The organism is Streptomyces sp. CA-288835 (assembly GCF_050936385.1).
Taxonomy (GTDB): Bacteria; Actinomycetota; Actinomycetes; order Streptomycetales; family Streptomycetaceae; genus Streptomyces.
The window spans coordinates 5292942-5308595 of the sequence record NZ_JBNJMW010000001.1; the positions used below are offsets into that span (position 1 = coordinate 5292942).

General features: G+C 68.1%; 10 protein-coding genes. 6 read left to right on the forward strand and 4 right to left on the reverse strand.

Features of this window, described 5'->3' with window-relative positions; genetic code table 11:
• The first annotated feature begins 89 nt into the window (after positions 1 to 89).
• A complete protein-coding gene (locus ACQEVY_RS23945; protein ID WP_328770356.1) occupies positions 90 to 530 on the forward strand; it encodes an SsgA family sporulation/cell division regulator in 441 nt (146 codons plus the stop codon).
• Between the two features lie 30 nt (positions 531 to 560).
• Here ACQEVY_RS23945 and ACQEVY_RS23950 read toward each other — a convergent pair whose 3' ends face one another.
• The gene (locus ACQEVY_RS23950; protein WP_432951531.1) at positions 561 to 1991 is read right to left on the reverse strand and encodes a YibE/F family protein; all 1431 of its coding nucleotides are present in this window, start codon (positions 1989 to 1991) and stop codon (positions 561 to 563) included.
• A 221-nt stretch (positions 1992 to 2212) separates the two neighbouring features.
• Between ACQEVY_RS23950 and thiC the strand changes: the two genes are divergently transcribed.
• On the forward strand, positions 2213 to 4015 hold the full coding sequence (gene thiC, locus ACQEVY_RS23955) for a phosphomethylpyrimidine synthase ThiC (RefSeq protein WP_432951532.1): 1803 nt from the start codon (positions 2213 to 2215) through the stop codon (positions 4013 to 4015).
• A 146-nt stretch (positions 4016 to 4161) separates the two neighbouring features.
• On the opposite strand, the gene ACQEVY_RS23960 is transcribed toward thiC, so the two are convergent.
• From ACQEVY_RS23960 to ACQEVY_RS23970, 3 genes are all read right to left on the reverse strand, one after another.
• On the reverse strand, positions 4162 to 5028 hold the full coding sequence (locus ACQEVY_RS23960) for a hypothetical protein (RefSeq protein ID WP_432951533.1): 867 nt from the start codon (positions 5026 to 5028) through the stop codon (positions 4162 to 4164).
• 183 nt (positions 5029 to 5211) lie between these two features.
• Positions 5212 to 6336, reverse strand: a complete 1125-nt coding sequence (locus ACQEVY_RS23965; RefSeq protein ID WP_432951534.1) for a metallophosphoesterase — start codon at positions 6334 to 6336, stop codon at positions 5212 to 5214.
• 203 nt (positions 6337 to 6539) lie between these two features.
• Complete coding sequence (locus tag ACQEVY_RS23970) at positions 6540 to 7652, reverse strand: LacI family DNA-binding transcriptional regulator (RefSeq protein ID WP_432951535.1); 1113 nt, start codon at positions 7650 to 7652, stop codon at positions 6540 to 6542.
• Between the two features lie 395 nt (positions 7653 to 8047).
• On the opposite strand from ACQEVY_RS23970, the gene hisC reads away from it, so the two are divergent.
• The 4 genes from hisC (at position 8048) to cydD (ending at position 15544) form a co-directional block, all read left to right on the forward strand.
• Positions 8048 to 9127 (forward strand): histidinol-phosphate transaminase, encoded by a 1080-nt coding sequence (gene hisC / locus ACQEVY_RS23975; protein WP_432951536.1) that lies wholly within the window; start codon positions 8048 to 8050, stop codon positions 9125 to 9127.
• A gap of 277 nt (positions 9128 to 9404) precedes the next feature.
• A complete protein-coding gene (locus ACQEVY_RS23980) occupies positions 9405 to 10913 on the forward strand; it encodes a cytochrome ubiquinol oxidase subunit I (RefSeq protein ID WP_432951537.1) in 1509 nt (502 codons plus the stop codon).
• Between the two features lie 20 nt (positions 10914 to 10933).
• A complete protein-coding gene (gene cydB, locus ACQEVY_RS23985) occupies positions 10934 to 11938 on the forward strand; it encodes a cytochrome d ubiquinol oxidase subunit II (protein WP_432951538.1) in 1005 nt (334 codons plus the stop codon).
• Positions 11939 to 12046: 108 nt separating this feature from the next.
• Positions 12047 to 15544 carry a thiol reductant ABC exporter subunit CydD gene (gene cydD / locus ACQEVY_RS23990; protein WP_432951539.1) on the forward strand — a complete coding sequence of 1166 codons (3498 nt, stop codon included), beginning with the start codon at positions 12047 to 12049 and terminating at the stop codon, positions 15542 to 15544.
• The last annotated feature ends 110 nt before the right edge of the window (positions 15545 to 15654 follow it).

A 15654-nucleotide genomic window follows, 5' to 3' on the forward strand; every position in this document is an offset into this window, starting at 1 on the left:
CTTGTGATCTGGTGTGTACGTTCAGCAAGATGCCAGCAGTGTCAGGTGGATGGTTCCTGGCCAGTCGACGTCAGACGGCGGGGTAGGCGATGCGCGAGTCAGTAGTACAGGCAGAGATCATGATGAGCTTTCTCGTGTCGGAGGAGCTCTCCTTCCGCATTCCGGTGGAGCTTCGATACGAGACCTGTGATCCCTACGCCGTGCGGCTGACCTTCCACCTGCCCGGCGATGCCCCGGTGACCTGGGCGTTCGGCCGGGAGTTGCTGATCGACGGGGTGGGGCGACCGTGTGGGGTCGGTGATGTGCACATTGCGCCCGCCGGCTCCGAGGGATTCGGTGATGTGCTGATCCGGCTCCAAGTGGGCGCCGACCAGGCGCTGTTCCGCTGCGGTGCGGTGCCGCTCGTGGCGTTCCTCGACCGCACGGACAAGCTGGTGCCACTGGGCCAGGAGCACTCCCTCGCCGACTTCGACACACATCTCGACGAGGCCCTGGACCGCATCCTGGCGGAGGAACAGAGCACGGGCTGAATCGTACGGCGCGCAGGGTGCCGTAACGCTTCAGCGCTTGCGGCGGCGGCCCTTCCCCCCGAGTACCGGCGTCCTGACGCCCGCCTGTGCCTGCTCTGGCGGTCGTGCTGGCGTAGGCGTCTGCGCCTCAGACGTAGAGCCAGGACGGTCGGCTGAGACCACGAGAGCGGCCAGGGCCGTAGTGACCGGTACGGAGGCGACCAGGCCGATCGAGCCGACGAGCGTGCGCACGATCTCCTCGGCGACCAGCTCACTGTTGGCCACCGTCCCCACGCTGCTCTGCGCGATCGAGAACAGCAGCAACAGGGGTAGCGCGGCGCCCGCATACGCGAGGACGAGCGTGTTGACCACGGACGCGATGTGGTCCCGGCCGATACGGATGCCCGCGCGGTACAGCCCGCGCCGGCCCATCGACGGATTGGCCGCGTGCAACTCCCAGACCGCCGACGTCTGCGTCACCGTCACATCGTCGAGTACACCGAGCGAACCGATGATGACGCCCGCGAGCAGCAGACCGCTCATGTCGATGGTCGGATACAGACCATGGATCAGACCGGTGTTGTCGTCCGTATTGCCGGTGAGCGCGGACCAGTCGATGAACAGTGACCCGAGAATCCCGATCAGCAGGAGAGAGACCAGGGTTCCGAGCACCGCGACCGATGTCCGGGCGGAGAGCCCATGGCAGGCGTAGAGCGCGATCAGCATGATCGCGCTCGCCCCGACGACCGCCACTACCAGGGGATTCGAGCCCTGAAGTATCGCGGGCAGGATGAAGAACGTCAGAAGAAGGAAGCTGACGGCCAGCGAGACCAGCGCCATGACGCCGCGCATCCGACCCACCACGACCACGGCGAGCGCGAAGATCCCTGCAAGCAGTGCCATCGGGAGCCTGCGGTTCACGTCGGTGACCGAGTACTGGAGGTCCTTGGGGGCGTCGGGCGCATACGCCACGATCACCTCCTGGCCCTGGCTCAGCTGCCGAGATGAGTCCGGCTGGACGATCTCCGTGAAGGTACGGCCCTTGTCCTTGCCGGTGTCGACCCGGACCGTCGCCTTCTTGCAGACGCCGTTCGCCTGCTGCTGAGCGGAGGACCCCTCGGCGGTCGAGGTGTCGCCGGTCGGGGTGCCACCCGAGGCGTTGACGGACTTGCAGTCCACCTCGTCGACCTTGGTCACCGTGGCCTGTTGGGTCTGCCGGTCGAAGCCGACGCCGGTGCGTTCATGAGGTGGGGCGCCGCCTGGCCACAGCACGACCAGGCCTACGACGACCGCCGTGGCGAAGGGAATCAGCACCGCGGCGATGACCTTGCGCAAGTGTTTGGACACGGGCGCTGGAGGGCCATGGCCATGGCTATGCGCATGGCTGTGGCCATGACCGTCACCAGAGCCGTGGTTGTCGCCGGGGCCGGTCCCGTGCGGCGGTTCGGACGGGGGAAGCGGGGGCTGATGCGTTGTAGTCACCGACCGATCATCGCAAGAACGGAAGGGGCCCACTGTTCAGCGCGCCCAATATGACGCTAGCGTGGAGGGACCTTTTGCACACGCGGGAGCTCGGAGCACCGGGCTGAGAGGGCGCTGACCTCCGTCCCAGCGATGTTTCACGTGGAACATCGCCGTACGGAAGCCGCTGCGTCGACCGCTGAACCTGTTACCGGGTAATGCCGGCGTAGGGAGTAGGTCTCATGACCAACAAGGACGTACGCACGCCTGCCTCCAGCCAGACGGACGGGGACTCTGCCTCGTCCGGGAACGGCGAGGCCAGGAAGTCCATCGGCTGGCACAAGGCGTATGTCGAGGGCTCGCGCCCCGACCTACGGGTGCCGGTGCGTCAGGTGCACCTCACCAACGGGCAGTCAGTCACCCTGTACGACACCTCCGGCCCATACACCGATCCGACCGTCGAGACCGATGTCCGCAGGGGCCTGGCGCCGCTGCGCGAGAACTGGATCATCGCCCGTGGCGACACCGAGGAGTATGCGGGCCGTCCCATCCGCCCCGAGGACGACGGGATCAAGCACACCTCGCCACGTGGCGGACTGCGCAACCTCGACGCCGTCTTCCCTGGGCGTCCGCGCCAGCCGCGCCGGGGTCGCAGCGGTACGGCCGTCACACAACTCGCGTACGCACGACGGGGCGAGATCACACCGGAAATGGAGTTCGTGGCGGTCCGCGAGAACGTCGACCCCGAGGTCGTACGCGAAGAGATCGCCGCGGGACGGGCCGTTCTGCCCGCGAACGTCAACCACCCGGAGATCGAGCCGATGATCATCGGCAAGCGGTTCCTGGTGAAGGTCAACGCCAACATCGGCAACTCGGCGGTGACTTCCTCCATCGAGGAGGAGGTCGAGAAGATGACCTGGGCGACCCGATGGGGCGCCGACACGGTCATGGACCTGTCCACCGGACGCAATATCCACACCACCCGCGAGTGGGTGCTGCGCAACTCCCCCGTCCCCATCGGTACGGTTCCGCTCTACCAGGCGCTGGAGAAGGTCGACGGCCGCGCCGAGGAACTGACCTGGGAGATCTACAAGGACACGGTCATCGAGCAGGCCGAACAGGGCGTGGACTACATGACCGTGCACGCGGGCGTGCGCCTGCCGTACGTACCGCTCACCGCGAACCGCAAGACCGGCATCGTCTCGCGCGGCGGCTCGATCATGGCGGCCTGGTGCCTGGCGCACCACAAGGAGTCGTTCCTCTACGAGAACTTCGAAGAGCTGTGCGAGATCCTGGCCGCTTACGACGTCACGTACTCGCTCGGCGACGGACTGCGGCCCGGCTCGATCGCGGACGCCAACGACGCAGCCCAGTTCGCGGAGTTGAGGACGCTCGGGGAACTCAACACGATCGCCAAGCGTTTCAACGTACAGACCATGATCGAGGGCCCGGGACATATCCCGATGCACAAGATCAAGGAGAACATCGACCTTCAGCAGGAGATCTGTGATGAAGCTCCGTTCTATACGCTCGGCCCGCTGACGACGGACGTCGCGCCGGCGTACGACCACATCACCTCCGGCATCGGTGCCGCGATGATCGCCTGGTGGGGCACGGCCATGCTCTGTTATGTCACGCCCAAGGAACACCTGGGCCTGCCCAACCGTGACGACGTCAAGACCGGCGTCATCACCTACAAGATCGCCGCCCACGCAGCCGACCTCGCCAAGGGGCACCCAGGTGCGCAGGAATGGGACGACGCGCTGTCCGACGCTCGCTTCGAGTTCCGCTGGGAGGACCAGTTCAACCTGGCCCTCGACCCTGACACGGCCCGGGAGTTCCACGACGAAACCCTCCCGGCCGAGCCCGCAAAGACGGCTCACTTCTGCTCGATGTGCGGGCCGAAGTTCTGCTCGATGAAGATCTCCCAGGACATCCGCCGTGAACACGGTGGTACGCAGACGGAGATCGAGGAAGGTATGGCGCAGAAGTCGAAGGAGTTCGCGGCCAGCGGGAACCGGGTGTATCTGCCGCTCGCGGACTGAACCTGGTTCGGGCACGGCGGCAGCACACCGCTCCGGGCTCCGGCCCTCGACTTCGTGGTCGTGGGCCGGAGCGACCGTGCGGCTGTGCGTCCGGCCGGGAGTTCGGAGTCCCGGTTCGGCTGCCTCTGGTTTTGCCCTGGCCGTAGCTACTCCGGTTGATGCTCCGGGCCGCCGAAGTCCGGGCTTGAGAAGTCCGGGCTCGAGTAGGTGGGGCGGGGGCCTGCCGCGGGGCCGCCGTCGGGGCTGCTGAAGCCCGGGCGGTTGTAGCCGAGGTGGGGGATTCGGCTGGTCGGCTGTGGCGGTGTCGTACGGCCGAGGGCCGCTGAGCCCGGGTCGGCGAGTGCCTCTCGGAGGAACGGCATGATGCCGCGCTCCAGAAGGGCCTCACGCCAGGCTTCCCTGGCCCGGGTCAGTTCCTCGTTGCCCTCACCCCGTGCGGCGGCCTGCAGCGAACTCTCTCCGTTGCGCAGGGCGGTGAGCAGCAGACCGACCGCGGCGATCAGGATCGCCGCCGCGGTCACCGCGCCGAAAACCCACCCGGTGGTGAGCAGGGTCTGGGCGAATGCCGGCTCCGGGTTGAGCATCTTCAGGAGGTAGCCGACGAGCAGGAAGATCGCCGAGGCGGTCCCGGCGAGGACGGGAGTGAGCACCGCGGCGACGGCGACGGCGCCCGCCCCGGAGGTCTCGGCGGCCTCCCCCACCGTGGCGGCGAGCCCTACCGCGCCCGTGGCCGGGTCCGTGGAGCTGGATTTCTCGTGGACGCGTGAAGTGGGCGCAGGCTGGCGCAGTTCCTCGCGGACCTTCACGTAGTGCTGATATTCGGTCGCCGCGGCCGCGGTGATGAGAGCGGAGGCGTTGAGCGCCATGGTGCGCAGTTGTTCAGGGTTGAGGCGCTGGCCGACAGCGGCGAGTTCCGGACGGTTGGGTGCGGAGCGCAGCGCCTCATCGAGGATCCGCTCGTACTCTTGGCGGTCCTCGCTCAGCAGGTGCTGCGGAACGCTGTTCATGTGCATCCCCCGATGCTCCGTAGGGCTTGGGGCTCGGCATGCTGACGAGCCGTCGGGCAGAAACGGAGGGGAGCCTGCTACGGATAAGCCGATGGTAGAGCGGGGACGGCACGAGGTGACAGGGGGTTTCCAGAAATTGCCCCTCGGCAGGCCCCGTGCTGGATGGAAGAACGCCTGCCCGGAAAGGGGTCAGCTATCCAGAGGCAGTTGCTGGACCAGTAGCTTTCCGGCCATGGTCACGCCGCCGTCCATGGCGATGGCCAGCCCGTCCGCGTACACATGCGGTCCTTCGACCACCGGGCCCGCGGAATCGTCGTCGTCCTCCGATCCGACCTCGCCGAGAAGATACGGAATGGGGCTGTGACCATGGACGATTCGGGAGCCGCCGTACATGTCGAGGAGTTCGCGCACGGCCTGCGCGCCCCCGTCGTCGCGGAAGGCGAAGCGCTTGGTGAACTTGCGGAAGAGGTCCCAGCATTCATCCGCGTCGTTGCGGGTGAGGGCTTCGCGGACGGTGTCGTTGACCGCCTCGATGGAGTCGCCGTAGTCGAGATAGGCGGTGGTGTCGGAGTGCACCAGCAGGTGCCCGTCCGCCAGCTCCATCGCGTCGAGGCGGGCCATCCACTGCAGATGGTGATCTTCGAGGCGTTCCATATCGGTCTTCTGGCCACCGTTGAGCAGCCAGGCGGCCTGGAAAGTAGCCGTACCGGCACCGGAGTTGACGGGGGTGTCGCCGAATCGCTTGGCGCCGAGCAGCAGCAGCTCGTGATTGCCCATCAGCGCCTTGCAGTAGCCACCGGCCGCGGCGGCCTCGGCGGACAACCGCATCACGAGGTCGATGACGCCGATGCCGTCGGGACCCCGGTCGGTGAAGTCCCCGAGGAACCACAGCCGTGCGGTGCCCGCCGACCAATTTCCGTCGATGTCGATGAGGCCCTTCTCGCGCAGGGCGGCAACGAGTTCGTCGAGGTAGCCGTGCACGTCGCCGACGACATACAGCGGGCCCGGCCCGGCGGTGGACTGCGGGACGGCCGCGGCTTCGGGGCTCACCGGCACCTGAAGGGTGTCACCGCGGTTGATGACGGGCAGATCGCGCTGCGTCGGCGTGTAGCCCCCGTCCTCCTCGACCGGTCTGGTGCTCTCACTGGGAAGCATCTGCTGCACATGAGGCGCCAGTTGCGGATGAGGTCCGGGCTGGGCGTACGGGCCGGAGGGCTGCGCATACGGATCGGCTTCGTGGACGTACGCGGGCACGCGGAAGTCGCGCACCGTCGGCGTTCGCACCTCGGGTCCCTGACCGGCCCCCTGAGTCATCGACCCCTCCACCACCATCGCGCCGCATCTGCACCGCATTGGACTGCCTGGTCGCAGCGGCCCGCGGTGTCGTGCGCCCATCATAGGAATGCGGATCGCGCCATGTGATGACCCAGGGGTGGTGAATCGAGGCAGGACCGCAGTTCACCGTGGTTTTCTCCCGAATTGGGAGGGGCCTTCTCACCGGATGCCACCGCCTGAGGTCACCTTTCCTCCGGTGATCGGGGCGGGCTGACGGTCGTACGCGGCGGCCGTCGATCGGAGGAGGACCGCACGATCAACTCCGTGGGTATCACTTGCTGGACCGGTTGGTCCGATTCGACCCCTTCGATGGCGTCGATGAGGAGCTGGACCACGGCCGTGCCGATGTGGCGCGGCTTGAGTGAAAGGGTGGTGAGGGGAGGCTCGGTGTTGGCGTACACGGCGGACTCGCTGCAGCACACGAGCAGCAGATCCTCCGGTACGCGCAGACCGTATCGGCGGGCGGCCGCGAGGAGGTCGGTGCCGTTCGGGTCGAACAGTCCGTACACGGCGTCGGGCCGGTCGGGGCGGGCGAGCAGTCGGTCGGCGGCGGCGGACCCTGCGCAAGGATCGTGCGCGGGGTAGGCCTCGTACACCGGCTCCTGGCCGACGCGCTCGCACCAGTGCAGATACGCGGTCGTCGACAGATGTGTGTATGTGTCGGTCGAGGTCCCGGTGAGCAGGCCGATCCGGCGGGCGCCCGCGTCGGCCAGGTGGTCGAGGATGCCCAGGACCGCGGCCTCGTGGTCGTTGTCCACCCAGGCGGTCACCGGCAGCGAGCCGGCGGGGCGGCCGTCGGAGACCACCGGTAAACCCTGCCGGACCAGTTCAGTGACGACGGGGTCCTGGTCGGAGGGGTCGATGACCACGGTTCCGTCCAGGGCCACGTTCGACCACACGTCGTGGCGCGAGGTGGCGGGGAGGATGACCAGCGCGTAGCCCCGGGCGAGCGCGGCCGAGGTGGCGGCTCTGGCCATCTCCGCGAAGTACGCGAACTCCGTGAAGGTGAAAGGTTCATCCCCGTAGGTCGTGACGGTCAGGCCGATGAGGCCCGACTTTCCGGTACGGAGCGTGCGGGCCGCGGCGGAGGGGCGATAGCCCAGCCGGTCGGCGACCTCGCGGACATGGCGTCGGGTGGCGTCCGGGAGCCGGCCCTTGCCGTTGAGTGCGTCGGACACGGTCGTGATGGAGACCCCGGCGGCGGCGGCCACGTCTCTGATGCCCGCCCGGCCCGGCCGGCTGCTTCGACGGGAGGTCTCCGCCCGGCTCACCTGGTGCTTCCCTGCTGCTGTCATGGCGAGCCGATAGTAGGGCTCATGCGGTGGGGTAGTGCGGACGCATATTCACTCGTTGACAGGCACGTTTCTGCAAGGTCGACCACACTCAATTGGCTTTGAAGAGAAGGTAGTTGAGCGATTCAATGACAGTACGTCACTTGTCGGGGCGTATGAGCCTGCCGAAGGGGTCATGTTTCGAAGAGGTCTCAACTCACCTGCACGGGGGATGCGCGCCACGGCGTGAGCCACCGGCGCTTGAACCGGACAGCGGCGCGCCCCCCACTTCGTACGCCTCCGTGGGCCGATGCCCGACGGGCCGCCTATGTGGTCGGTCCTGAGCCATACGCAGCGGCGCCGAATCCTCTTAAGGTGAGGAGTATTGGAAGCCGGTGGTGGTCATGAGGAGGACTGCGGTGAGCGAGACGAGCCCCAAGCTGCGTGCCGTGCTGGAGGGTATCCCCACGTACAAGCCGGGCAAGCCCGCCGCGGCCAGTGGTCGGGTGGCGTACAAGCTGTCCTCCAACGAGAACCCGTATCCGCCGCTGCCCGGGGTGATGGAGACCGTGGCCGCGGCGGCGGGGTCCTTCAACCGGTACCCGGACATGGCATGTACGGGGCTGATGAGTGAGCTGGCGGACCGGTTCGCGGTGCCGCTCACGCATCTGTCCACCGGCACGGGATCGGTCGGCGTCGCCCAGCAGCTGGTGCAGGCCACGAGCGGTCCCGGTGACGAGGTCATATACGCCTGGCGGTCCTTCGAGGCGTACCCGATCATCACGCAGATCAGCGGGGCGACGTCGGTGCAGGTGCCGCTGACGCTGGGGGATGTGCACGACCTCGACGCGATGGCGGACGCGGTCACCGAGCGGACGCGGCTGATCTTCGTCTGCAACCCCAACAACCCCACCGGCACCGTGGTGCGCCGGGCCGAGCTGGAGCGCTTCCTCGACCGGGTGCCGAGCGACGTCCTGGTGGTCCTCGACGAGGCGTACCGGGAGTTCATCCGCGATCCCCAGGTGCCGGACGGTGTTGAGATCTACCGCGAGCGGCCGAACGTCTGCGTACTGCGTACGTTCTCCAAGGCGTACGGACTCGCCGGGCTGCGGGTCGGCTTCGCGATCGCCCATGAGCCGGTGGCGGCGGCACTGCGCAAGACCGCCGTGCCCTTCGGTGTGAGCCAGCTCGCGCAGGACGCGGCGGTCGCCTCGCTGCGTGCCGAGGACGCGCTCCTCGGCCGGGTCGGCTCGCTGGTGTGCGAGCGCATCCGCGTCGTCGAGGCCTTGCGCGGGCAGGGCTGGACGGTGCCCGAGACGCAGGCGAACTTCGTCTGGCTGCGGCTCGGCGAGCGTACGGCCGACTTCGCGGCGGCCTGCGAGCAGGCGGGGGTCGTCGTGCGGCCTTTCCCGGGGGAGGGCGTGCGCGTGACGATCGGCGAGACCGAGGCGAACGACATCTTCCTGAAGACGACGGAGGGGTTCCGTAAGGAGCTCTAGCTTCTGGCGGTCGGCAGGGTTCCGTCGTGGACGGGGCTCTGCCGGTGGTCTGCGTCTCCTATCTTCCGTGTCATTACGCTCTGACCTGCGACTTCGTGCCAGGGCCCGGATGATCCATGCTTAGGGACCCCCCACCCCTCACGCTCCGAACAGCCATGCGTCATAATTGCTTGTGAATGTGAACGCGTTCACAAGCTTGCCCGGTTGATCCCGTGATGTGTGTGACAAGCGGGTCAAACTGCCGCTGTGACCACGGCGACGTAAGGAGACTGACGACGTGGACCTGGCTCTGGCGCCGGAGACCCTGGCGCGATGGCAGTTCGGCATCACCACCGTCTACCACTTTCTCTTCGTCCCCCTGACCATCTCGCTCGCCGCGCTCACCGCCGGCCTGGAGACCGCCTGGGTGCGTACGGGGAACGAGAAGTACCTCAGGGCGACGAAGTTCTGGGGGAAGCTCTTCCTGATCAACATCGCGATGGGTGTCGTGACAGGCATCGTGCAGGAGTTCCAGTTCGGAATGAACTGGTCCGACTACTCGCGCTTCGTCGGTGACGTCTTCGGTGCCCCGCTCGCCTTCGAGGCGCTGATCGCGTTCTTCTTCGAGTCCACGTTCATCGGTCTGTGGATCTTCGGCTGGGACAAGCTGCCGAAGAAGATCCACCTCGCGTGCATATGGATGGTCTCGATCGGCACGATCCTGTCGGCGTACTTCATCCTCGCCGCCAACTCCTGGATGCAGCACCCCGTCGGCTACCGGATCAACGAACAGCGAGGCCGTGCCGAACTCACCGACTTCTGGCTGGTCCTGACCCAGAACACCGCGCTCGCCCAGGCCTTCCACACCCTCTCCGCAGCCTTCCTCACCGGTGGCGCCTTCATGGTCGGCATCGCCGCCTTCCATCTGACCCGCAAGAAGCACATTCCCGTGATGAAGACCTCGCTGCGGCTCGGCCTGGTCACCGTGGTCATCGGCGGCATGTTCACCGCGATCAGCGGAGATGTCCTCGGCAAGATCATGTACGAGCAGCAGCCGATGAAGATGGCGGCGGCGGAGGCGCTCTGGGATGGCGAGGCGCCCGCGCCCTTCTCGGTCTTCGCCTACGGGGACGTCGACAAGGGTCACAACAAGGTGGCCATCGAGATTCCGGGGCTGCTGTCCTTCCTCGCCAAGGACGACTTCAGTTCGTACGTCCCCGGCATCAACGACGTCAACAAGGCCGAGCAGGAGCGGTACGGCCCGGGCGACTACCGGCCCAACATCCCGGTCGCGTACTGGGGCTTTCGCTGGATGATCGGCTTCGGCATGACTTCCTTGACCATCGGCCTGGTGGGGCTCTGGCTGACACGGAAGAAGTTCCTGCTGCCGCAGCACCTGCGCGTGGGGGACGACGAGGTGCCGCATCTGGTGCTGCTGCCCAAGAAGGCACTCGGCCCGACGCTCACCAAGTGGTACTGGCGCATCGCGATCCTGACCTTGGGCTTCCCGCTGATCGCCAACTCCTGGGGCTGGATCTTCACCGAGATGGGCCGTCAGCCGTGGGTCGTGTACGGCGTGCTGCAAACTCGCGACGCGGTCTCCCCCGGCGTTTCCCAGGGCGAGATCCTCACCTCGATGATCGTCTTCACGACTCTCTACGCGATCCTCGCCGTCATCGAGGTGAAGCTGCTCGTGAAGTACGTCAAGGCCGGACCGCCCGAACTCACCGAGGCCGACCTCAATCCGCCCACCAAGATCGGCGGCGACTCCCGTGACGCCGACAAGCCGATGGCGTTCTCCTACTAGGCCCAGGGAGCTGCAGAGTCATGGAACTTCACGACGTCTGGTTCGTCCTCATCGCCGTCCTGTGGATCGGCTACTTCTTCCTGGAGGGCTTCGACTTCGGGATCGGCGTCCTCACCCGGCTGCTCGCCCGTGACCGGGCCGAGAAGCGGGTGCTGATCAACACCATCGGGCCGGTCTGGGACGGCAACGAGGTGTGGCTGCTCTCCGCGGGCGGCGCGACCTTCGCCGCCTTCCCCGAGTGGTACGCCACGCTCTTCTCCGGTTTCTATCTGCCGCTGCTGCTGATCCTGGTCTGCCTGATCGTCCGGGGAGTCGCCTTCGAGTACCGGGCGAAGCGGCCCGAGGAGAGCTGGCAGCGCAACTGGGAGAGCGCGATCTTCTGGAGCTCGCTGATCCCCGCGTTCCTGTGGGGCGTGGCCTTCGGCAACATCGTGCGGGGCGTGAAGATCGACCAGGACATGGAGTACGTCGGCAACCTCTGGGACCTGCTCAACCCGTACGCCATCCTGGGCGGCCTGGTCACGCTGACGCTGTTCACCTTCCATGGGGCGGTGTTCGCCGCGCTCAAGACGCTGGGCGACATCAGGGAGCGGGCGCGGAAACTGGCGCTGCGGCTCGGTGTGGTGACGGCTGTGCTCGCGCTGGTCTTCCTGGGCTGGACTCAGGCCGACAAGGGCGACAGCACGAGCCTGGTCGCGTTGATCGTGGCGGTGGTCGCGCTAGTTGCGGCGATAGGGGCGAACCAGGCGGGGCGCGAGGGCTGGGCGTTCACCTTGTCCGGCATCACCATCGTGGCCGCCGTGGCCATGCTCTTCCTGACCCTCTTCCCGAACGTCATGCCGTCCTCGCTCAATGACGACTGGAGCCTGACGGTCACCAATGCCTCGTCCAGCCCGTACACGCTGAAGATCATGACCTGGTGTGCAGTGATCGCGACGCCGGTCGTGATGGTCTACCAGGCGTGGACGTACTGGGTGTTCCGCAAGCGGATCGGTACGCAGCACATCGCCGAGGCCGCGCACTGAGCTCGCTCGCCACTGAATCCAGGGGCATGTTTCACGTGAAACATGCCCGTTGAGGAGAAGGTGTGTTTCACGTGAAACACACCTGCGTGACCCGAGGGTGTGTTTCACGTGAAACCGATCGACCCGCGATTGCTCCGGTACGCCCGCGCCACTCGCCTCTTCCTGGCGGCGGTCGTAGGGCTGGGCGCTGCCGGGGCGGCGTTGGTCATTGCCCAGGCCATGCTCATCGCCGAGATGGTGGTCGGGGCCTTCCAGCACGGGCTGGAGGCCGCCGAACTTCGTACCCCACTCCTGCTGTTGGTGGCGGTCGCAGGTGGTCGGGCGCTCGTCTCCTGGCTCACGGAACTCGCCGCGCACCGGGCCGGCGCGGCGGTCAAGTCGGAGCTGCGGGGGCGGCTGCTTGAGCGTGCGGGCGCGCTGGGACCGGGTTGGCTCAGCGGGCAGAGGACGGGGTCGCTGGTCGCGCTCGCCACTCGTGGAGTCGATGCGCTCGACGACTACTTCTCGCGCTACCTCCCGCAGTTGGGGCTCGCGGTGGTCGTGCCGGTGGCGGTACTGGCGCGGATCGTCACGGAGGACTGGGTGTCGGCGGCGATCATCGCCGGCACGCTGCCCCTCATCCCCGTCTTCATGGTGCTCATCGGCTGGGCCACGCAGTCCCGGATGGATCGTCAATGGCGGCTGCTGTCACGACTGTCGGGGCACTTCCTGGACGTGGTCGCCGGTCTCCCCACGCTCAAGGTGTTCGGGCGGGCGAAGGCGCAGGCCGAGTCGATCCGACGGATCACCGGCGACTACCGGCGGGCGACCATGCGGACCCTGCGGATCGCCTTCATCTCGTCCTTCGCGCTGGAACTGCTTGCCACGATCTCGGTCGCCCTGGTCGCGGTGACCATCGGGATGCGGCTCGTCCATAGCGAGATGGATCTGTACGTGGGGCTGGTCATCCTCGTTCTCGCGCCCGAGGCGTATCTGTCACTGCGGCAGGTGGGGGCGCAGTACCACGCGGCAGCGGAAGGGCTGGCCGCCGCCGAGGAGATCTTCTCGGTGCTGGAGACATCGGTGCCGGACTTCGGGACCGCGGTCGTGCCCGCCTCCGGCGGGATTCGCTTCGAGGGGGTGACGGTCCGGTACCCGGAGCGGTCGTCCGACGCCGTGTCGGATGTGTCGTTCGCAGTCGAACCCGGCGAGACGGTGGCGCTCGTCGGGCCCAGTGGCGTGGGCAAGTCGACGCTGCTGAATGCGCTGCTGGGGTTCGTGAAGCCCACGTCGGGCCGGGTGCGGATCGGGGGAGTCGACCTGGCCGAGGCCGACTTGACCAAGTGGCGTTCGCAGGTGGCCTGGGTGCCGCAGCGGCCCCATCTGTACGCGGGGTCCATCGCCGAGAACGTACGGCTGGCGCGGCCGGACGCGGACGACGCCGAGGTGGCCAGGGCGCTGCGTGACGCGGGCGCGCTCGAGTTCGTGGACGCGCTGCCCGAAGGGATACGGACCGTACTCGGCGAGGACGGATCCGGGCTGTCCGCGGGGCAGCGGCAACGGCTCGCGCTGGCCCGGGCGTTTCTCGCGGACCGGCCCGTGCTGCTGCTCGACGAGCCGACGGCTTCGCTGGACGGGGAGACCGAGGCCGAGGTCGTAGAAGCCGTCCGGCGCTTGGCGGTGGGGCGGACAGTGCTGCTCGTGGTGCATCGGCCAGCGTTGCTGGGGGTGGCGGATCGGGTGGTGCGGCTGGAGTCCGCAGTTCCCGACGCGGGAGCCGGACCTACACACGCCGGCGGTACGGAGGCACGCCGCACTGGAGCGGTGGCGGTGTCCACGGCTGACCAGGACGAATCGCCGCTCTCCACTGAGGACCGTGGCGGCGTCCTCGCCCGCGTCCGCGCCATGGCCGGACCCAGGCGCGGCCGGCTCGCGCTCGCTCTTGTGCTCGGCAGCCTCGCGCTCGGCAGTGCCGTGGGGCTGATGGCCACCTCGGGGTGGCTGATCTCGCGGGCCTCGCAGCAGCCTCCCGTGCTGTATCTGATGGTCGCCGTCACGGCCACGCGGGCGTTCGGTATCGGGCGGGCCGTGTTCCGGTACGCCGAGCGGCTGGTGTCGCACGATGCCGTGCTGCGGATGCTGGCCGACACCCGCGTCGCCGTGTACCGGCGGCTCGAGCGGCTCGCTCCCGCCGGGCTGCGGACCACCCGGCGTGGCGACCTGCTTTCTCGGCTGGTCGCCGACGTCGACGCACTGCAGGACTACTGGCTGCGCTGGCTGCTGCCCGCATCGGCCGCGGTCGTCGTGTCCGCCGCATCCGTGGGATTCACGGCCTGGCTGCTGCCCGAGGCCGGGGCCGCCCTCGCCCTCGGGCTGCTCACGGCCGGAGCCGGCGTCCCGCTGGTGACCGGCGCCGTCGCGCGCCGGGCGGAGCGCAGGCTGGCCCCCGCCCGCGGCATCCTGGCCACCCGCGTGGCCGATCTCCTCACGGGGACGGCCGAGTTGACGGTCGCCGGGGCGCTGCCCGCACGCACCGCCGAAGCGCGGCGGGCCGATGCCGTGCTGACCCGCATCGCGTCGCGTACCGCGACCGCCACCGCGCTCGGCGACGGCCTCATCGCGCTCGTCTCCGGGCTCACTGTGGCGGTCACCGCGCTCGTCGGCGCCCAAGCGGTCGCCGACGGACGCCTCAGCGGTGTGCTGATGGCCGTCGTCGTGCTCACCCCGCTCGCCGCGTTCGAGGCCGTTCTGGGCCTGCCGCTCGCGGTCCAGTACCGGCAGCGGGTCCGCAAGAGCGCGGAGCGCGTGTACGAGGTCCTGGACGCCCCCGATCCCGTACGCGAACCAGATAGGCCGCGAGAGGCACCGGCGTCGCCGTTTCCGCTCGTCGTTCAGGGACTGTCCGCCCGCCACCACGGGCAGGACCGGGACGCGCTGGCCGGGCTCGACCTGACGCTCGCCCAAGGGCGGAGGATCGCCGTCGTCGGGCAGTCCGGATCCGGCAAGACGACCCTCGCGCAGGTGCTGTTGCGGTTCCTGGACGCGGGCGCGGGGACGTACACGCTGGGCGGCGTGGACGCGTACGACCTGGGCGGTGACGATGTACGACGCCTGGTCGGGCTGTGTGCGCAGGACGCGCACCTCTTCGACAGCTCGGTACGCGAGAACCTGCTGCTCGCCCGGAAGGACGCGACCGAGGAAGACCTGCGTGACGCGCTCGGACGGGCCCGGCTGCTCGACTGGGCCGACACTCTGCCTGATGGGCTCGACACGCTGATCGGTGAGCATGGGGCGCGGCTGTCCGGTGGGCAACGGCAGCGGCTGGCGCTCGCCCGTGCACTGCTCGCCGACTTCCCGGTCCTCGTCCTCGACGAGCCAGCGGAGCACCTCGACCTTCCGACGGCGGACGCGCTGACCGCAGATCTGCTCGCCGCGACCGAGGGCCGTACGACACTGCTGATCACCCACCGGCTGGCGGGTCTGGAGGCCGTGGACGAGGTGATCGTGCTGGCGGACGGGCGTGTGGTGCAGCGGGGCCCGTACGGGGAACTGGCCGCCGTGGACGGTCCGCTGCGGGAGATGCGGGAGCGGGAGGAGGCATCGGAGCTGCTGGTGGCGGTTCGTTGAGGCGGTGCAGCCGCCGTACGGAGCGCCCCGCTGACGGGCCACTTAAGTGCCATGAAGCAGGCCGCTGTTCGGAGCAGCGGAGTGGTCCGTCCGTGGCATTCGGTCCCCCA